11 protein-coding genes and 1 pseudogene are annotated in these 19,353 nt (G+C 61.1%); 10 read left to right on the plus strand and 2 right to left on the minus strand.

The window, feature by feature from the left end:
- Positions 1-6 precede the first annotated feature (6 nt).
- Entirely contained in the window at positions 7-642 is a 636-nt protein-coding gene (locus tag BLLJ_RS01800; RefSeq protein ID WP_007051383.1) for an ABC transporter ATP-binding protein, read from the plus strand.
- A gap of 181 nt (positions 643-823) precedes the next feature.
- Here BLLJ_RS01800 and BLLJ_RS01805 read toward each other — a convergent pair whose 3' ends face one another.
- The gene (locus tag BLLJ_RS01805; RefSeq protein WP_013582376.1) at positions 824-2,647 is read right to left on the minus strand and encodes an AMP-dependent synthetase/ligase; all 1,824 of its coding nucleotides are present in this window, start codon (positions 2,645-2,647) and stop codon (positions 824-826) included.
- Between the two features lie 169 nt (positions 2,648-2,816).
- On the opposite strand from BLLJ_RS01805, the gene BLLJ_RS11365 reads away from it, so the two are divergent.
- Together BLLJ_RS11365 and BLLJ_RS01815 are read left to right on the plus strand one after the other, a co-directional pair.
- Positions 2,817-3,017 (plus strand): hypothetical protein, encoded by a 201-nt coding sequence (locus BLLJ_RS11365; protein WP_007054838.1) that lies wholly within the window; start codon positions 2,817-2,819, stop codon positions 3,015-3,017.
- Between the two features lie 138 nt (positions 3,018-3,155).
- Positions 3,156-7,007 carry an ABC transporter ATP-binding protein/permease gene (locus BLLJ_RS01815; RefSeq protein ID WP_013582377.1) on the plus strand — a complete coding sequence of 1,284 codons (3,852 nt, stop codon included), beginning with the start codon at positions 3,156-3,158 and terminating at the stop codon, positions 7,005-7,007.
- A 52-nt stretch (positions 7,008-7,059) separates the two neighbouring features.
- On the opposite strand, the gene BLLJ_RS01820 is transcribed toward BLLJ_RS01815, so the two are convergent.
- Positions 7,060-9,303, minus strand: coding sequence for a sugar porter family MFS transporter (locus tag BLLJ_RS01820; protein WP_013582378.1), 2,244 nt, complete (start codon positions 9,301-9,303; stop codon positions 7,060-7,062).
- Between the two features lie 444 nt (positions 9,304-9,747).
- Between BLLJ_RS01820 and BLLJ_RS01825 the strand changes: the two genes are divergently transcribed.
- The 7 genes and pseudogenes from BLLJ_RS01825 to BLLJ_RS01860 all read left to right on the plus strand — a co-directional run bounded on the left by BLLJ_RS01825 (position 9,748) and on the right by BLLJ_RS01860 (position 19,352).
- On the plus strand, positions 9,748-11,907 hold the full coding sequence (locus BLLJ_RS01825) for a beta-galactosidase (RefSeq protein WP_013582379.1): 2,160 nt from the start codon (positions 9,748-9,750) through the stop codon (positions 11,905-11,907).
- Positions 11,908-11,950: 43 nt separating this feature from the next.
- On the plus strand, positions 11,951-13,006 hold the full coding sequence (locus BLLJ_RS01830; protein WP_013410360.1) for a LacI family DNA-binding transcriptional regulator: 1,056 nt from the start codon (positions 11,951-11,953) through the stop codon (positions 13,004-13,006).
- A 246-nt stretch (positions 13,007-13,252) separates the two neighbouring features.
- A complete protein-coding gene (locus tag BLLJ_RS01835; protein ID WP_008783747.1) occupies positions 13,253-14,524 on the plus strand; it encodes an IS30-like element ISBlo4 family transposase in 1,272 nt (423 codons plus the stop codon).
- 243 nt (positions 14,525-14,767) lie between these two features.
- The gene (locus BLLJ_RS01840) at positions 14,768-16,375 is read left to right on the plus strand and encodes a glycoside-pentoside-hexuronide (GPH):cation symporter (RefSeq protein ID WP_013582380.1); all 1,608 of its coding nucleotides are present in this window, start codon (positions 14,768-14,770) and stop codon (positions 16,373-16,375) included.
- A gap of 356 nt (positions 16,376-16,731) precedes the next feature.
- A pseudogene (locus BLLJ_RS11370) lies at positions 16,732-16,914 on the plus strand (glycosyl hydrolase 53 family protein); the annotation flags it as partial.
- 821 nt (positions 16,915-17,735) lie between these two features.
- On the plus strand, positions 17,736-18,605 hold the full coding sequence (locus BLLJ_RS01855) for an aldo/keto reductase (RefSeq protein WP_011068388.1): 870 nt from the start codon (positions 17,736-17,738) through the stop codon (positions 18,603-18,605).
- Between the two features lie 3 nt (positions 18,606-18,608).
- Positions 18,609-19,352 (plus strand): HNH endonuclease family protein, encoded by a 744-nt coding sequence (locus BLLJ_RS01860; protein WP_013410358.1) that lies wholly within the window; start codon positions 18,609-18,611, stop codon positions 19,350-19,352.
- Position 19,353: the final 1 nt, after the last annotated feature.

The following is a 19,353-nucleotide window of genomic DNA, read 5'->3' on the forward strand; positions in this document are numbered from 1 at the left end:
CCAATCATGTCTAACTGTCTGCAACTGGACCATGTCGATTACGCCTACGGCGCGGCGAAGATCCGTGTTCTTTCGGATGTCAGCGCGGATTTCGAATCCGGGAAGATGTATGCGATCACCGGCCCGTCCGGCGCCGGCAAGAGCACGCTGCTGTCGCTGCTGGCCGGCCTGGACGCCCCCTCCCGGGGAGTGGTCCGCTTCGAAGGGGAGGACATCGCCGCATCGGGCTATGCGAAGCACCGCCGGGAGCACGTGTCCCTGGTGTTCCAGGACCATAACCTGATCGACTACCTCACCCCCGAAGAGAACCTGCGGCTGGTCAGCGCCAAGGCCGATATGAAGATCCTCGAGGAACTGGGTTTGAGCCGTGAGGAATCCAAGCGCAACATCATGCACCTGTCGGGCGGCCAGCGTCAACGGGTGGCGGTCGGCCGCGCGCTGGTCGCCCCGGGCCGCGCGATCCTCGCGGACGAGCCGACGGGCAGCCTCGACCCGGAGATGACCGACGAGGTGATTCATCTGCTGCAGCACGCCGCCCATCAGCTCGGCAAATGCGTGATCGTGGTGACGCATTCCAAGCGCGTCGCCAACTCCGCCGATGTCGTGCTGCGTCTCAGGAGCAAGAAACTGACCCGGGCATGACCCACCTGGGCCGGGCGGCACCCCGGCGACGACCCGCATGGAATCATCGTCATAATGACGCCTGCGATCCCTGGACATGAGAAACCGCACCTCCGATCATCGAATCTGGATTACTCCAGTCCAACAATCGGGGTGCGGTTCAAAAGGCCCTTTTTTTGTGTCGGATTACGAACCGCGCGTCTCACCGCTTGCCGTTGTAGATCTCGTTGTCGATCACATCGGCGAACACGCGATTGACGGCCGGGCGCACCACTTTCAGCGACGGTGTCAGGCACTTGTTCTCCTGCGTGAACTGCGTGTCCAGCACGGCGAACTTGCGTACGGATTCGGCGCGCGAGACCGTCGCATTCGCCTTGTCCACGTACTGCTGAATCTCCTCGCGCACCGCGGCGTTCGTGGCGAGCCGGTCGACCGGCGTCTCCGTGGACAGGCCGTGCGCGGGCAGCCACAATGCCAGCGACTCCGGATCGAGCGTCACCAACGCGCCGATGAACGGGCGCTGGTCGCCCACCACCACGCAGTGCTCCACGATCGGGCACTTGGCGATCTCTTCCTCCAGCGGAATGGGGGAGACGTTCTTGCCGCCGGCAGTAATAATAATGTCCTTGATGCGGCCGGTGATGACGATGTGGCCCTCATCATCGATCTCGGCCAAGTCGCCGGTCCTGAGCCAGCCGTCGGCGGTGAACGCCTCAGCCGTCTTCTCCGGCAGATTGTGGTAGCCGCGGAACACGTTCGGGCCCTTGACCTGCAGTTCGCCTTCGTCGGAAATGCGAATCGAGGAGCCGGGCGCGGGCTGGCCTACGGTGCCGATCACATTGTCGGTCACGCGCGTGGCGGCGAACGGGGCGGCGGTTTCGGTCATGCCATAACCCTGAATCATCGGCAGTCCGATGCCGTTGTAGAAATGCGCCAGATCGAGCGACAGTGGTGCGCCGCCGCAGGCCACGTACTTGATCTTCGGGCCCAGAGCACCGCGCACCGTGCGGTAGACGAGCGTTTCGTACTTGGCGCGCTCGGCGATTTCGGCAAACGTGTGCTGCTCGCCGGCCTGCTCCTTGCGGCTCCAGACGCGCGCGGCCTCGGCGGCCTTGACAAACAGGCGGCCCTTCCAGCCGGCACCGGCCTTGTGCGAGGCGGCGTTGTATACCTTCTCGAACACGCGCGGCACGCCCAGCAGGTAGGTCGGTTCAAACGAACGCAGGTCCGGCAGCAGGGTTTTGGTGTCCGGCAGATAACCGACCACGCCGTCATCGGAGGCGATGGAGGCGTACTGGATGAATCGCGCGAAGCAGTGGGCCAGCGGCAGGAAGAGCAGCAGGCGCGGATGGTCGTCAAGCACCACTTCATGCAACGCCTGCGAGGCGGAGATGGTGATGGACACGAAGTTCTTGTGGGTCAGTTCGGCACCCTTCGGGTTGCCGGTGGAGCCCGAAGTGTAGACGATGGTGGCCAGATCGTCGGCGCGCACGGTGGCCACGCGCTCGTTCAGTTCCTCGTCCGAAACAGCCACGCCCAGACCTTCGAGCGCGCCCAGCGCGTTGCCCTCGATCATGAGAATCTGCTTCAAGGCAGGACAGTGGTCCTTGACCGAGTCAAGCCGGTCGAAGCGCTCGCGGTTGTCGGCAAAGGCCAGCTTGACCGCCGAATCGTTCATGATGCGCTGGGCTTGCGGGGCGGAGTCGGTGTCGTAGATCGGCACGCTTACCGCGCCCACTGCGGCCAGTGCGAAATCGAGAATGCCCCATTCGAGACGGGTGGAGGAAAAGATGGTCACCGCGTCGCCCTTGGCGATGCCGAGCGCGATCAGGCCCTTGGCGGCTGAGACCACGCGCTCGTGGAATTCGCCGGTGGTGACGTTCTGCCAGCGGCCGGGGCCGATTTTCTTGGCGGCGATTACCGTGTCCGCGCCGGTGCGGGCCAGTCGTTCGGTGAGCAGTGAATAGATAGTTTGGTCATCGCGGATCTCGATGGATTCGCCGGGCGTGGTGTATTCGGTAAGCATACGGCCGTTTATTCCTTACAAACATGATGGCAAGTTGACAACCCGAGCCATTCTGACGAGTTAGATTACGCTGGCGTAAGGTTGCGCGCGTTGTGGGCAATGGAGAAGTTGTCTGTCTGGTTTTGTGGATTGTATACAACGCCGTGTCTAACCGATTTGCTCTACGGTTATGACCGTGTCCATTTCGGGAGCCATCGACTTCCTGCAGGACAAGTACGTGCTGAGCCCGGCCCTGCAGGGTCCGGTCATCAGCTCCAGCATCATCGGCGGCGTCGGCATTGGGGAGTCTGTGGCTTCTTATTTGGGAACGAAGCTCAGCGTGACAGTCGTCTCAGCTGAAGGTCTGGCGTGTATGTGCGCTTTCGCCTAAGGTAAATAGGATTGCGCAGTGCACGCCATCGGTATGTGCAGGTATGCGATTGGTGGCACCCGCGACTGATGCATGACGAGACCTACTGCAGTACCACGGCAACCAACACCGCAACAACACGGCAAGGGGAAGCGAACCATGTTCGACAAACGACTGTTCCAATTGGCACCAGGTCTCGGCAAGCTCATAGCCGGCAAAGTGGCTCTGATGTGGGTTGGGCTGCTTGCCAATATCGGCTTCATGCTTTCGCTGGTCATGCTGCTGCAAGGACTGCTCGCCGCAGCCGACCCACACACTTTCTCCTGTAACGCCGCCTCGGCCTCCGAGTGCCCCGCCAATCTGTTCGGCGTTCCGGGCACCACCGTCGCCCCGATGGCCGGCGACCTCATGGTTTACGTGGCCTTGGCGATCGTCTGCATGCTGGTTCGCTACCTGGCCACCACACACGCCACACGCCTCGGCACCGAAGCCGCCGAACGGGTCAAGCTCGCTTTGCGTTCCAAGCTGTACCGCAAAATGGTGGCCCTCGGCCCGTCCTACAGGTCGCGCGTCAAGACCTCGGATGTGGTCCAGTCCGCCGGCGAAGGCGTCGAGCAGATTCAAAGCTTCTTCGAACTGTTCCTGCCGCAGCTCTTCTATGCGATTCTTGCGCCGATCACCCTGTTCGCCGTGATTGCGCCGATCAACATGCCGGCCGCCGTGACCATGCTCGTCTGCGCGCCGCTCATTATTATTGTCACCGGCATCGTATCCATGACCGCCGCCCGCGCCTTCAAAAAATACTGGGGCCGATACACCGACATGGGTGCCGCATTCCTCGACAACCTGCAAGGCCTCGAAACCCTGAAGAACTTCGACGCCGACGACCGTGCCGCCGCCGAAATGGACAAGAAGGCCGAAGGCTTCCGCGTCATGACCATGCGCGTGCTGCAGATCCAGCTGCGCTCGCTGACCGCCATGGATATCGTGGCCTACGGCGGTGCGGCGGCCGGCATTGGTGTGGCTCTATGGCAGTATGCGCATACCGCCGCGGCCGCCGCAGGAGCCAGCGCCGCCGGCTGGTCTCCGATTATGCTCGCCGCCCACCTGCCCGGTGCGTTCGCCTACCTGGCCTACGGCCTGCAATACCTGATGCCGTTCGGTGCGGGCTTCCCGCTCACCCTCGCCGGACTGTTGCTGATCGTGCTGCTGTCCGCTGAATTCTTCATCCCCATGCGCCAGCTCGGCTCCTACTTCCACGTGGCGATGAACGGCATGACCTCCACCAAGCGCATCTTCGCCCTGCTGGACACCCCCGAGCCCGCCCACGGCACTGCCACGCTGCCGGCCACCGCTGGTACCGATGCCGGGACTGATGCCGGTACCAAGGCCGGTACCAAGGCCGATGGCGGAATCACCGTCAGCTTCGACCACGTCGGCTATTCCTATGACAGCGCCGATTCCGGTGCCGCCGTTCAACAAACGAATTCCGCGCCGGCACCTGCGCTCACCGACCTCACCTTCACTGCCTACCCCGGTCAACTCACCGCCATCGTCGGCATCTCCGGTTCCGGCAAATCCACGGCTGCCGCGCTGCTTGCCGGTACGCTGACCGGATACCAAGGCTCGCTTACGCTGAACGGCGTCAAGGTATCCGACCTGTCCGGAGAGACGCTCGCCCGAACCATCACCCTGATCGGTGCCAGTAGCCATCTGTTTGCCGGTACTCTGCGTGAGAACCTTCTGATGGCTTTGCCCGATGACGGCCAGAACGGTGAAGCCGCGTCCGACGCCGTGGATTCCCGTCTCTGGGACGCGCTCGAACAGGCCCGTATCGCCGACTTCGTGCGTTCGCAGCCGGACGGCCTTGACATGACGATTGAGCCCGACGCCGCCAACCTGTCCGGTGGCCAGCGCCAGCGTATCGCCATCGCCCGTGCGCTTCTGCATGATTCGCCGGTATTCGTATTCGACGAGGCCACCAGCAGTGTGGATGTGGAATCCGAGGAACTGATTCTCGCGACCATCCGCGAACTGGTGCAATCCCGCAGCAAGACGGTGATCATGATCACCCATCGCATGGCCAACGCCGAGCACGCCGACCAAGTGGTGGTGCTCGAACACGGCAAGTCGGTGGAAACCGGCACGCATGCCGAACTCATGGCGGCCGGCGGCGTGTACGCCAAGTTGTTCACTACTCAGGCGGATATCGAGAACTTTGGGGCTGACCACCCTCAGCCAGCTTCGCTGACAGCTTCCGCCAGCGGGAGCGGGGCGGCTGTGGGCGCAGCTCCGGCTGCAGCTCCGGCCGAGATGAGCACGTTCCAGGTCATCAAGCGACTACTCGGGGAGGCCAAGCCACTGGCCGGGCTTATGGTCGCGGCTTCCACGGCCGGCACCATCGGTCACCTTGCCGCAACCTTCCTACCGGTGTTCGGCATCATCGCCGGATTCGCGCTCGCCGGCAACCCCGTGTGGGGCATGAGTGCGGCCGGTGCAATCACCGCCATGATTGTTTGCGCGGTGTTGCGCGGCCTGACGCGCTACGTTGAGCAATATCTGAACCACAACGTGGCCTTCCACCTGCTCGCGCTCTTCCGCTCCAAGGCTTTCGCCGCCCTTCGCCGCCTCGCTCCGGCCAAGCTCGCCGGCAAGGGCAAGGGCGACCTCATCGCCATGCTCACCACCGACGTGGAACTGCTCGAAATCTTCTTCGCGCATACCATCAGCCCCGTGGCCATAGCCGTGACCACCACCATCGTCTACGCCATCGTGGCGGCCACGCTGAGCCCCTGGATGGCGTTGGCGCTGATCGTCTCCCATCTGATCATCGGCATCATTGTGCCGCGCTTCTTCGCCACCGGCGTGCGCAATCTGGGCCCCGCCATCCGTGGCGCGGCCGGCGAACTCGACAACGTGATGCTCGACGACATGCGCGGTCTCGACGAGATCATCCGATTCGGTCGGGGTGAAGATCGTGCGCAGGCCATCGAAGACCGCACGCGCGCGCTATGGCGTGACCATGCCAAACTCAGCCGTGTCAACGGCCGGTTCGCCGGTGTCGGCGGATTGCTGGTTGCATTGCTTACCTCGGCGGCTGCCGGCATCGCCATCAATCTTGCCGGCGTGAACCTCTACGATATCCCGGCGCTGGTCGCCGCCTTCGCGCTGCTCGCCAGCTCGTTCGGGCCGACGCTGGCGCTCGCCGCCCTGCCCGCGAACCTCACCCAGACCTTCGCCTCCGCCCGTCGTCTGTTCGGTCTGATGGACGAAGCGCCGGCCGTGGTGGAAACTGGCACTGCGAACTCGGATTATGAGGGCATGCGCCTTGACCGCGTCATCTTCGCGTACCCGGGGGAGGAGAGCGAGGCGATTCTCGCCGACTTCTCGCTCGATGTGCCGCAGCACGGCATCCTCGGTATCCAAGGCCCGTCCGGCCGGGGCAAGTCCACTATGCTGAAGCTGCTGATGCGCTATTGGGATCCGCAGCGCGGCCAAGTGACGCTGTCCGGCACGCCGCTACCGCAAATCGATGTGCATGCCCGCCGCCGTATTCAGGCCATGATGAGTCAGGAGACCCACCTGTTCGACGGCATGATTCGCGATAACCTGCTTATCGCCTTGCCCGAGGCAGAGATTCGCGATGGGGGAGCGGCCGGTGTTCTTGACGCCCGACTCCGCGAAGCCCTCGCCAAGGCATCCGTGCTCGACCTGATCGATTCCCTGCCGGATGGGCTCGACACCCAGGTGGGCGAGCTGGGCGACCGACTGTCTGAAGGCGAACGCCAGCGCATCGGCTTGGCCCGTGTATTCCTGCGCAATGCCGACTTGGTGCTCTTCGACGAGCCGACCAGTCGTCTGGATGCCTTGAATGAAGCCATCATTCTGCGTTCCATTCATGAGCTGTCCAAGAGCGAGCAGAATGCGGATAAGGGGCAAGACGTGGCTGTGGTGCTGGTCTCTCACCGTGAATCCGCCATGCGCGTTGCCGATGCGGTGCTGAATCTGTAAAGTCGCACAGTCACAGGCCGCAATACTCTGCAATACAGGATTTCCTTATATATCAGCCTCTGATAAGGGCATCCAGAGAGTCGAGGGCCGCGTCGATGGCCTGAGCCTCGCGGTCGTCATCCGTCTCGGCGAAGGAATGCTCGCTGTAGGAATCCTCGTCGGCACTGGGCAACAACACTCCGCGAGGCGTATCGGCACTGTGCGCGTGCTCAATAGAGGCCATATGTGCCGGCTGCACGGCATTTGTCTGCTTGCGGTTTCGATTCGCGTCATTCGCGGAATCAACGGCATCTGCGGCATCAACGCTATCTGTATCATCCGCACCACTGCGCGTAGTCGGCCGATTCGCCAGCGTGAATGGATCGTCGGGCAGTGAATCGGCCAAGGCCGCGACTGCTGCGCTGGCCGCTGCCTCGGCCGCCGCGCCGTCCAGCATCGCACCATCCGCAGAGTCAGTCACGGAGCCATCCACAGAGCCATCCGCAGGGCCGTTCGCAGAGCCGTCCGTATACTCACCGTCGTGCCGTCTACTGGATGACTTACCAACCAGAACAGCGCCCCTCGTACGCCGCATAAGCGACGGCACGTTCTCATCCGTCGTAACTTCCGAGACGGTCGCTGCCGTGTCTTCTTCTGCAGCCATATTCGCCGCTGCCTTGGCGGCTTCCTCGGCAGCGCGCTGCGCCTCCAGCCGTTCTGCCTCGACCCTTTTGGCGGTCTCTATGGCGAAAATCTTCTGCTGTGCCGCAGCGCGAGCCCGCTCAGCCGCATCCATAATGCCCAATGCCTGCTGACGTTCGTTTTCAATACGACGCAGCGTGGCTTCCGCGTGGCGGATATTCGCATCAGCCGTGCTCAGCGCGTATTTTGCGTAGGCCAAATCGGTTTTCGGCTGCCATAGATGCTCGATTTCCTCCAGCGTGCGTCCCATTGTCTCCGGCACCAACGCCACGATGCCGAACAGGCAAATCAGATCCAGAACCGCGAAAATCGCGAACGATATGCCGCCGCCCAATCCATCGATCATCATCGGCGTGAATTGTGCGATGATCCAGTTGGCGAACAGCAGACACATCACACACAATCCGGTGGCGCGACCGCGCAGATACGTGGGGAAGAGCTCGGGAATCACAATCCAGGGAATCGGTCCCATCGAAAAGGCGAACGATATGGTGAACGCCATGACGAATATAAGCGTCAGCAGCGAATTGCCCATGAAATACGAGCCCGAAATGCATAGCGCGAACACGCACATCATGCCGGTGCCTATTTCCATAAGACGTTTACGGCCGAACGTGTCGATCAGGTACATGCCTACCACGGTGGCCACCAGCTCCATGCCGCCTACGCTGGCGGCCGCGAGGAACTGAGTGTCCCCGGCGAACCCGAGATCCGAGAACATCACCGGCCCATAGTAGGAAATGGCGTTCATGCCGATGAACTGGTTGAACACGGCGAGAAAGATGCCGATGACGAGTGCCCGTCGCAGGCCTGGACGGAACAAATCATGGAATTCGTGCGACATCTCGGTTTCCAGTTTGACCGAGGCTTGGATGTCATCGGTGCGCAGGCGTGCGCGTTCGGTGCCGAGGATGTGCTCGAGCACCGCGAAACCTTCATCGGTTCTGCCTATCTGAATGAGGAATCGTGGGCTTTCCGGTGCCCTCCGCATAGCCAGCAGGAAGGTGGCGGCCGGAATCGCGCCTAATCCCAGCATCCAGCGCCATCCAGTGGCGATATCCCAGTCGTTTGATCCGTGGGAGGCGATGATGTAGTTGATGACGTTGGTCAGGAAGATACCGCAAACCGCAAGCAGCTGATAAGAGAAGGCGAGCAGACCACGGATGTTGGCCGGAGCCGATTCGGTGATGTATGTGACGGCCAGCGCGGCGGTCAGGCCGATGCCGTAGCCGCCGGCCACGCGCGCCACGATAAGCGCTATGGGACCTATCGTCAGCGCACTCCATACAGCCGCAACGAGGAAGAACGCGCCGCCGATAATAAGGATACGTTTCCTGCCGAATCGGTCGGAAAGGAATCCGGCGGTGGCCGCTCCGATGACGGCACCGAGCATGATGGAGGAAACGACGAGGCCCTCCATGAGAGTACTGAGCCCGTATCTGGCGCGCAGGAATTCGATGGCACCGGAGATGGAGACGGTGTCGTAGCCGTACAGTAATCCGGCAAGACCCGCACTCAAAGCCAGTCCGAATGTATATTTTCCTGATCCGCGGGTGCGTATGGCTGTTCCTAAAGGATTGGGCTGCTTGGAAGCAGTCCGAAACAGTCCCGCCATGTGCTCTTCCTCTCAATACAGCTATGGTGGTGCCTATTCATACTAGCCGAACTGGCTCCGTCTGGCGCTGGACATCCACGAATGTGAACGCTCTCGGAATTGTGGATGTCGGAGGCTGAAGATTCTTCTGTGTGCCCGAGGTGGCGAGTTTTGGCGGGAAATCAGGCGTGTCGCTTGATTTTGACAAATTGGTACACGGGTGTATCATCATAGATATTGGTACACGGGTGTACCAAAGAAAACACCCCAAAAAAGACCGTCAGCGGAGCATATCGCAGGCGAGGAACCCAGGCCCAAGGTAAGTCCAAAGTCCCGAAGCCACGACCAATCCCAACGGCTCAGGAGGAGATAACATGCGCAACACCAAGAAGGTCATCGCAGCAACGGCCGCCGCCAGCAACATAGCATCGGCCATGAGCCGGTACAATAAAGGACTTGATTGATATGACTACTCGTAGAACGTTCAGGTGGCCGTCCCTGCTGACTGAATCCGGTCGTGGCATCGCGTTCGGCGGCGACTACAATCCGGACCAGTGGCCCGAGGAGACACTGGACGAGGACATTCGCCTGATGGTCCAAGCCGGCGTCAACACCGTGGCCCTCGCCATCTTCAGCTGGGACAAGATCGAACCGCGCGAGGGCGAGTTCACGTTCGAGTGGCTTGACCACGTGATCGACAAGCTCGGCGCGGCGAGCATCGCCGTGGACCTGGCATCGGCCACTGCCACGGCCCCGTTGTGGCTGTACGAGCGTCATCCTGAGGTGCTGCCAATCGATCGGTACGGCCATGTGGTCAATGCGGGCTCACGCCAGTCGTGGCAGCCCACAAGCCCGGTGCTCAAGGAATACGCGCTGCGCCTGTGCCGCAAACTTGCCGAACACTACAAGGACAATCCATACGTGACGGCCTGGCACATGGGCAACGAATACGGCTGGAACAACCGCTACGACTACTCCGACAACGCCTTGGCCGCGTTCCGCACGTGGTGCGAGGCCAAATACGGGACCGTCGACGCGTTGAACGAAGCGTGGGGCACGGCCTTCTGGTCCCAGCACGTGAACAGCTTCGACGAGGTGTTGCTGCCTCGCCACATGGGCGGCGACAGCATGGTCAACCCGCCCCAGCAGTTGGATTACGAGCGGTTCGGCAACGACATGCTGCTCGACTTCTACAAGGCCGAACGCGACGCCATCGAAGAAATCTGCCCCGGCAAGCCGTTCACCACGAACTTCATGGTCTCCACCGACCAATGCACCATGGACTACGCGCAATGGGCAAACGAAGTGGACTTCGTGTCCAACGATCACTACTTCCATGAGGGCGAATCCCATCTGGACGAACTCGCCTGCTCGGACGCGCTCATGGACTCGCTCGCGCTCGGCAAGCCGTGGTACGTGATGGAGCACTCCACCTCCGCCGTCCAATGGAAGCCGCTTAACACGCGCAAGCGCGCCGGCGAGCTCATGCGCGACTCCTTGGCCCACGTGGCCATGGGTGCCGACGCCATCAACTTCTTCCAATGGAGACAATCCGCATCGGGTGCCGAGGCGTTCCACTCCGCGATGGTGCCCCACGCGGGCTCCGATACGAAACTGTTTCGAGGAGTGTGCGAACTCGGCGCCGCGCTGAAGACGCTGTCCGACGCGGGTGTGCAAGACACGGAACTGAAGCGCGCGGACACGGCGATTCTGTTTAGTGCGGAATCCGAATGGGCCACTCGCTCCGAGACCCTGCCCAGCATGAAACTCAATCACTGGCATGACGTACGCGACTGGTATCGCGGATATCTCGATGCCGGAGCGCGCGCGGACGTGGTCCCGCTCGCCTACGATTGGAGCGGCTACCAGACTATCGTGCTGCCCACCGTGATCGCCCTGTCCGACGAGGATACCCGTCGCATCGCGGACTTTGCCGAAAACGGCGGTACGGTCATCGTCGGCTATGCCACCGGCCTGATCGACGAACACTTCCACATCGGTCTCGGCGGATACCCCGGCGCCGGCAACGGACTTCTGCGCGACATGCTCGGCATCCGCTCCGAAGAATTCAACATCCTCGGAGAAGAAGCCGAAGACGAACCGGCCGAAATCGGTTTGTCGAATGGACTCACGACACGTCTGTGGCAGAATGACGTGACCTCGGTCGCTCCAGACACTCGCGTGCTTGCCACGTACGTGGGTACAGCCGCTGCTGACTGGGAGCTCGACGGCGTCCCCGCCATCACCAGTCACCCCCACGGCCAAGGCGCCGCCATCTACGTGGGCTGCGATCTTGGCCGCCACGACATCACCCACTTGCTCAAGGAACTCAACACAACAGCCCCCTCCGACGAAAGGGCTCCCGACCAAAGGCCGGGTGGGGGAGAGATCAACGCCGCAACTACGACCGCAGCAGCCACGACTCATGACCCCCGCATCCTGCACACCATCCGCCAATCCTCAGACGGTACCATCCGCTTCGATTTCTATCTGAACCGTTCGAAGCAGCCCGTTGCCGTCAACGGTGTGGAAGGTGATCCCATCATCGCCCACCGTTGCGAGACTGACGCCGTTGGATATACGCTGAACCGCAACGCCATTCTTATCGCTAAAACGTCCTGCTAAACCGCGCTAGAATGGCAATGTTGTCCGGATAGAGGAGTGTGGCATGAGCGACGAGAAAACAGCCAAGCGTCGAGTGACGCTACGCGATGTCGCTCAGGCCGCCGGTGTATCGCTCAAAACTGCGTCGAACGTGATCAATGGCTCCGGGCGTATGACCGATGAAACCCGTGCAAAGGTTGAAACAGTCATTAAGGACCTCGGCTACCGAGTCAACGTGGCCGCCCGTAACCTCAACCGCGATCACACCGGTTTCATCACCCTTGCCGTGCCTTCGCTGATTCCGCCATATCTGGCCGAGTTGGCCAACCGCACCATCGAGGCCGCCCGTCAGCGCGACTACTCCGTATACGTCACCACGTATGCAGAGGGCTCGGCCAAAGGAGCGCGTGACCTGCTCAAGAACTTCAACTCCACCGTGTCAGACGGCATGATTCTCTCCATGAGCGAGGTGGAGGATATTTCGCCCGAAGACCTGAAGGTCGATTTCCCGCTGGTTATTGTCGGTGCCCGAACCACATGGGGTGTTGCCGACCACGTGACTCCGGACGATGTTGCCGCCGCAGCAACAGCGGCAGGCTACCTATACGATCGAGGTTCTTCTCGCCTCGCTGTAGTGGGCGCACGAGACGACTATAACGCGGCCGCTTTGTTGCAGGCTGTGGAAGGCAACGCACAACTGCGTTTGCGTGGTGTCATTGAAGAAACGCGCCGCCGTGGGCTTGAGCTGGATCCTCATCTGATTGGCAACACCGATCAGGATTGGACCATCGGCGCTGGCGCTCGCGTGACTCAGCGACTGATTGATTCCGGCGTGCCATTCGACGGTGTGATCGCACTGAACGATCAGTTGGCCATCGGCGCATTGACCGCTCTGCGCACCGCTGGTTATGAGGTGCCCGCGCAGGTGCAGGTCATCGGCTTCGACAACAACGAGGAAGCCCCCTACCTGCAGATTCCGCTGACCACCATGGATTCCCGCCTTGACTGGACAGCTCCCACGGCAGTGAATCGCATCCTCGGACGCATCGATGGCAGCATCACCAAACCCGAACTGCTCACCACCGAATCCCAAGTCATCGCCCGCGCCTCCACACGCTGACGCTAATCTGGCTCCCCTCCCTGGGGGGAGCTGTCACCGAAGGTGACTGAGGGGAGCCTTGCGGAACATTGTCATCTCCCGTCGTAACTCGTAATTGTCACTCGTTTGAGTGGCCCCATGTGTCATCGGAGGTAGCCGTTCACTCCGCTCCGAGTTCGTGCATCTCTCTCCCCCCCCACGATAAGAGACGCCGTTGGCGGGTTCTAGTGATCGTTGCAACACCTGACCTACCGCAAGGAGGGTCAGGTGACCAGAAGCCACCGAAACGAAGACCGTGGCGGGGAACACCGTTGGACGTTCAACGGCGTCGAATATCCGACGAGGAAGCTGATGTGCGAGGCGAGACGCGCCGAGTACGTGCGCCTGCTGGACGAGGAAGGCATGAACTTCACCCAGGCCGCGCACGCGGTCGGCGTCTCGAAACGCACCGGCAAGGCGTGGCGCAACGGCAGGACGCGCGCCACGGGAAGGAACGAGAAACCCCTGGTGGACTGGTATCGTTCCACCATGGACAAACCCAAGACCCTCCATCCGCGCTACCTGAGCCAGGAGGAGCGCATCCAGATCGCGGACCGTCTGCGTCTGGGCGATTCGATCCGCGCCATCGCCCGCCTGCTGGGCCGCGACCCCGGCACGGTCAGCCGCGAGGTCGAGCGCAACAGGAATCCCGAGTCCGGCGGTTACGAGCCTTACCGCGCCCAGCAGAAGGCCGCGGACCGGCTCAAACGCCCCAAACCGCGCAAGGCGGCCGAGGGCACGCGACTGTGGGACGAGATCGCCGCCGGGTTGCGCAGGCATTGGAGCCCGGAGCAGATAGCCAACCGGCTGAGGCTGGACTTCCCGGATAATGGGGATATGCACGCGAGCGTCGAGACGATCTACCAGGCCATCTACCTGCAGGCCAGGGGCGAACTCAAGCAGGAGCTGAAACGCGCCATGAGGCAGGGGCGAACCGCCCGCAGACCCCAAGGCGGCCAAGGCCGCAAACCCCGTTTCCGCGAACCCATGGCCATGATCTCGGAGCGACCCCCGGAGATCGAGGACCGGGCGGTCCCGGGCCACTGGGAGGGCGATCTCATCACCGGCAGCCGCAACAAAAGCGCCATCGGCACGCTCGTCGAGCGCACCACCAGGTTCACGATCCTGCTGCACCTGCCCGACGGGCACGACGCCGAACACGTCCAGCAGGCCATCATCGACAAGATGCAGCACCTGCCCAAACTCCTGCGCAACAGCCTGACCTGGGACCAGGGAGCGGAACTCGCCCTGCACAAACGGATCGGCGCCTCGCTGGACATGGCCGTCTACTTCTGCGACCCGCACTCCCCGTGGCAGCGCGGCACCAACGAGAACACCAACGGGCTCCTGCGCCAGTACTTCCCCAAAGGCACCGACCTATCCGTCTACCCGGAGGACTACCTCGACGCGGTCGCCGAGGAACTCAACGACCGGCCACGCAAAACCCTCGGGTTCATGAAACCAAGCGAGAAGATCATCGAACTGCTCGACGCCGCGTGATAACCTCAACAACCGACAACGTGACCATGGAAGGCCGCTCAAACCTCAGGTGTTGCAACCACCACTAGAATCTGCCGTTCAATCGTTTAGTGACTTTTTGTTAATTTCTGTGCTTAAGTAGCAACTTTATGTGTGTTTTCTCTACGATCTGGTGTATATTATTTTTTGGTTTACCGGTGTATTGCACGCGCGATGTGTGAATTGCCGCAACATCGCTGATATGCGTACATGGAATCTGGAGGAATGTATCTGATGACGGCATCAACTGAATCGTCTACGCAATCCCATCATGATGAGAAAGAGGCCATTGCTCCCGCGCGACTTGTGGCCTACGCGCTCGGCAACTTCGGCCAGTCGGCGTTCTACAACGCGCTAAGCACCTACTTCGTGGTCTATGTGACCAACTCGCTGTTCTCCGGAGTGGACAAGGCCGTGGCGGGCAAGCTCATCGGCATCATCACCTCGCTGATCGTGATCATTCGTATCGCGGAAATCTTCGTGGACCCGCTGCTGGGCAACCTGGTGGATAACACCACCACCAAACTCGGGCGATTCCGCCCTTGGCAGCTCATCGGCGGTCTGGTGTCCGCCGTGCTGATCGTCATGGTCTACACTGGCCTGTTCGGCTTGGTCAACGTCAACACCACGCTGTTCATCGTCCTGTTCGTGGTGGTGTTCGTGGTGCTCGATGTGTTCTACTCCCTGCGCGATATCTCCTACTGGGGAATGATCCCCTCCATCTCTTCCGACTCCCATCAGCGCGGCATCTACACCGCAGCCGGCACCTTCACCGGATCGCTCGGGTACAACGGTCTGACTATCGCCGTGATGCCCATCGTCACCTTCTTCAGCTTCGATGCCGGCCAGCAGAACCAGAATGGTTGGACCGCGTTCATCATCATCGTGGCCCTGCTCGGCGCTCTCACGGCTCTGAGTGTAGTGTTCGGTGTCAAGGAAAAACAGAGCACGCTGCGCACCAAGGCCCAGGAGAACGGTAACCCGATTGAAGCGTTCCGCGCCCTGATTCACAACGACCAGCTCATGTGGACCGCTTTGTCTTATGTGTTCTACGCCGTCGCCAACGTGGCCACCGGTGGCGTGATGGTCTACCTGTTCAAATACGTGATTGGTCGCATGGACCTTTTCCCGGTCACCGGCGTCATCCCTATTGCGTGCGGTCTGATTATGTCGGTACTGTTCCCGGTCATCACTAGGTGGGTGCCCCGCCGTTATCTGTTCCTCATCGGCATGTCCGTGATGGTCGTGGCCTACCTGCTGCTGATTGTCGCCTCCACGAATATACCGCTGCTGCTGGTGGCACTAGTGCTGTTCTACCTGCCGCAGACCCAGATTCAGATGACCGTGATCGTGTGCCTTGAGGACTCCATTGAATACGGCCAGCTGAAAACAGGCAAACGCAACGAAGCCGTGACGCTGTCCGTGCGTCCGATGCTCGACAAGATCGCCGGCGCATTCTCCAACGGCTTCGTCGGCTTCGTGGCCGTGGCCGCCGGCATGATCGGTTCCGCCACCGCCGCCGACATGACGGCCAAGGACATCACCATCTTCAAGACCTTCGCCTTCATGATTCCGCTGGTGTGCATTGTGCTTGGCCTGATTGTGTTCGCGATTTTCGTGAAGATCGACGAAAAGGCCCATGCGCGTCTGGTCGCCAAGCTCACTGAGAATCTTGCGACGGCTGGCGATGGTGGTGGTAACGACGATGGTGTTGGTGTTGGTGTTGGTGACAATGGTGAGCATAATGGTGGCCACGCCAGCATCGCGTCGGAAGATTCCGCATTGGCGGAATACGGTCCCGAACTCGCCAAGCGGGTGTTGCTCGGCAAATAGTGTTGCTGTGCGAATGAGCTGTTTCATGGGGTGGTGATTGGCCCATGGGGCGGTGAATTCCTCATGGGGCGGTGGCTGAAAATGGCTTTATTCTGCGGAAGGTAAAATTTTACCGACCGCCCCATGGGCAAGTTACCGCCCCATGGGATTTTCGCCGCCCCATGGATGTACGGGTAAAGGCGGCCGAATTGCCTCGTGCCGCCCCCGTGGATATGCAAGTTAAAGAGCATCGGCAGCATGACTGAATGCACATAGAGCGTCCCCCGCATGGTTGTGCCACGTTCCATGGCGGGGTCGCCGTGGTGACTGTCGCCAGTACACGCCATGCCACGCGAGCACGTTGTTGCCGGTGTTCCATGGCGGAAACGTCGTGGGCATACACCTTGGATGATGGCGACGACGATTCCAACACAGTACCCAGTAAAGTAACCGCCGATAACCTCAAGAAATACGACATCAGCCCGCAAGGCCAGGCCGATGAGATTCGCATGGTCGCCGAGGCCGTGAACAATATCGGCGACAACGATGGCGATGGCGATAAGACCAACGGTGCGAATGGCAACAAGGCTACTGGCGTGCTGAGCAAGACCGGTAGCGCGGTGACTGCCGTGGGTCTTGCGGTCGTCGTTCTCGGTGCAGCCGGCGGGGTCTCGTTTGCTTTGCGTCGTAAGCGCTCCTGATAAGGACTGACTCGGCATTATGATGCGGTTGCCAGTTGCTGGCTGTCGGCTGTCGTCTGCCAGATGCGGCTGTCTCGGCGTAGCGATGCGATTCTGTCCCGGTTCGCGCATCAATCGATTGATGTTAATACCGGGACAGAAATCATTGTCCCGGTTTGAAAAAACGGGCGTTTTTCGCGTACCGGGACAATTCTCGTTGCCCCGATACGAGCGTCAATCGTTTTATGTGCGAACCGGGACAACATGTCGATCTCGGGATTGACGGTATTCCGCCGATTCTGCTTGTCGGGGTATGTGGACTTTGAAAATTGGTTTGTCCCGGTTCTCAAAAATGGGCCGAAATTGCGTACCGGGACAACGATTTCTGTCCCGGTAGAAACGTCAATCGATTGACGTTTTCACCGGGACAAATTCGTGCCCAGAGGAGGGGAAGAGGGGCTCCGCAATGGCGCTGGGCATCATTGTGGTTGGAGGCAAATTCGCGTCCGGGAACAATGGGACGAGGCCCCGGTCGCAGGAGTAGAGCGTGATGTTGTCATGATTATGACCGGCTTTCCCACATGGAAGGCCAGTCATAATCATGCCGTTTACCCGCACGCTCCCTGCACACCGGCCGCACATCACCCACATAACCGTGTACAGTGGCGTGTAGTCGCAGCAATAAAGGAGCATCGCACATCATGACCAACGGACACATCAACCCCGCCAACGTGCCGGACATCGCCTTGAAAGACGGTCATTCCATTCCGCAAGTCGGTCTCGGCGTGCTACGTATCGACGATGAGGGTGTGGTCCCCGTCGTCGAATCCGCGTTGGAAGCCGGCTACCGCCATATCGATGGTGCGGCCGGCTACAACAACGAGGCCGGCGTGGGCCGCGCGCTCGCCGCTTCCGGATACAACAAGGGAGCCAAGCGCGAGACCCTGTGGGTCACCACCAAGCTGCGCGACTCCCAGCAGGGCTACGATTCCGCGCTCAAAGCTTTCGACAACTCGCTGAAACTCCTCCAGCTCGATTACGTGGACATGTACATGATCCATTGGCCCACGCCGTTCGACTGGCGCAGCACCGACACCTGGAAGGCGTTCGTCAAGCTGCGCGACGAAGGCATGGCACGCACGCTCGGCGTATGCAACTTCATGCCCGCCGATCTGAAGCGTCTGCACGAGGAGACCGGCGCATGGCCGGCCGTCAATCAGATTGAGCTGCACCCCACGTGGCAGCAGCGCGAAGTGGTGGCGTTCTGCAAGGAGCACGGCATCGCCGTGGAGGCCTACTCGCCGATGGCGCGTGGCGCCGACCTCAACGCCGGCGACGGCACCATCGAGAAGATCGCCGCCGCCCATGAGGTCAGCCCGGCCCAGGTGATTCTGCGTTGGCACATCGAAAACGGCACGATCATCATCCCCAAGTCCGTGCATGCTGACCGCCAGAAGGAGAATCTCAACCTGTTCGGCTTCGCCCTGACCGCCGATGAACACGCTGCCATCGACGCCCTCGACGGCCCCACCCGCGCCGGCCACGACCCCCTCACCTTCACCTATGCGTGATTGATGGCACGTCGTAACGCCCACTTCCGCCGTCGTTTCAACGCTTCTGGTCCGCTGGAGCGCGTGCTGATTCTCATCGTTCTCGCCGCAGCAATCGGCGTGACCATCGGCCTGCTACTGCCGCAGGTCAGCTCCGACGCGGCCAAAATCACAGGTGGCTACACTGCCACCGGTTCAGCCGCCGACACTTTGAACGCGCTCGCCGTAGACGACAACCAAAGCTCCTCCGGCTACGACCGCGATTCCTTCGGTTTCCGCACCACCGACGTCGACGGCAATGGCTGCGACGTACGCGACGACGTGCTCGCCCGTGATCTCACGGACATCACCTACAAATACGCCGGTTCCTGTGTGGTCGAGTCCGGCACACTGGCCGATCCGTACACCGCTCAGACCATCCATTTTGTACGTGGCCGCGCCACCAGCGCCAAAGTGCAGATCGACCATGTGGTGGCCCTTGAAAACGCTTGGCAATCCGGTGCGCGCGACTGGTCCACTGCCAAACGCCATGAATTCGGCAATGACCCCTACAACCTGCTGGCCGTCGACGGCCCGGCCAATCAGGAGAAGGGGTCGGCTTCCGCCGCCTACTGGCTACCCACCAACGCCGACTACCGTTGCGACTACGTGGCCCGCCAGATTGGCGTCAAAGACAAGTACCAGCTCACCGTCACCTCCCAAGAAAAGGACGCCATGCTCGCCGTCCTCCACACCTGCCCGGGCCAGGCCGTGCCCGCAGACGAATAGG

Source organism: Bifidobacterium longum subsp. longum JCM 1217 (genome assembly GCF_000196555.1).
Taxonomy (GTDB): domain Bacteria; phylum Actinomycetota; class Actinomycetes; order Actinomycetales; family Bifidobacteriaceae; genus Bifidobacterium; species Bifidobacterium longum.

Bases quoted from the DNA above. Each gene is read 5' to 3' on its own strand.
- BLLJ_RS01800 (WP_007051383.1), top strand. From the start codon at position 7: ATGTCTAACTGTCTGCAACTGGACCATGTCGATTACGCCTACGGCGCG.
- BLLJ_RS01805 (WP_013582376.1), bottom strand. From the start codon at position 2,647: ATGCTTACCGAATACACCACGCCCGGCGAATCCATCGAGATCCGCGAT.
- BLLJ_RS11365 (WP_007054838.1), top strand. From the start codon at position 2,817: ATGACCGTGTCCATTTCGGGAGCCATCGACTTCCTGCAGGACAAGTAC.
- BLLJ_RS01815 (WP_013582377.1), top strand. From the start codon at position 3,156: ATGTTCGACAAACGACTGTTCCAATTGGCACCAGGTCTCGGCAAGCTC.
- BLLJ_RS01820 (WP_013582378.1), bottom strand. From the start codon at position 9,303: ATGGCGGGACTGTTTCGGACTGCTTCCAAGCAGCCCAATCCTTTAGGA.
- BLLJ_RS01825 (WP_013582379.1), top strand. From the start codon at position 9,748: ATGACTACTCGTAGAACGTTCAGGTGGCCGTCCCTGCTGACTGAATCC.
- BLLJ_RS01830 (WP_013410360.1), top strand. From the start codon at position 11,951: ATGAGCGACGAGAAAACAGCCAAGCGTCGAGTGACGCTACGCGATGTC.
- BLLJ_RS01840 (WP_013582380.1), top strand. From the start codon at position 14,768: ATGTATCTGATGACGGCATCAACTGAATCGTCTACGCAATCCCATCAT.
- BLLJ_RS01855 (WP_011068388.1), top strand. From the start codon at position 17,736: ATGACCAACGGACACATCAACCCCGCCAACGTGCCGGACATCGCCTTG.
- BLLJ_RS01860 (WP_013410358.1), top strand. From the start codon at position 18,609: ATGGCACGTCGTAACGCCCACTTCCGCCGTCGTTTCAACGCTTCTGGT.